Here is a 257-nt window from a genome sequence, read left to right on the forward strand (position 1 = left end):
GGCACATTCATAAAGTGGGCCAGCGCTTTCGCGGTATCCAGGGTTTTGCCACCGCCGATCCCCAGCACGGCGGTGCACTTCGCGTTGCCGGCGATATCGCGTAGGCGGTTGATTTCATTATGCGAACACTCACCGCCAAACGGCGCGATTTCAGCCGCCAGGCCAGCGTCGGCCAGGCTTTTACGCAGCATCTCTTCCGCAAACCCCAGGACGAACTTATCACCGACCACCAGCCAGCGCTCGGCCAGCGGTTTCAG

Annotated in this window: 1 protein-coding gene; it reads right to left on the reverse strand. The window is 61.1% G+C overall.

The features are described 5' to 3' along the window. Positions 1–257: iron-containing alcohol dehydrogenase (locus AC1ECF_RS17700; protein WP_480390752.1), on the reverse strand; the 257-nt coding region annotated here is incomplete at both ends.

It is taken from the genome of Psychrobacillus sp. Z3-81, assembly GCF_056620325.1.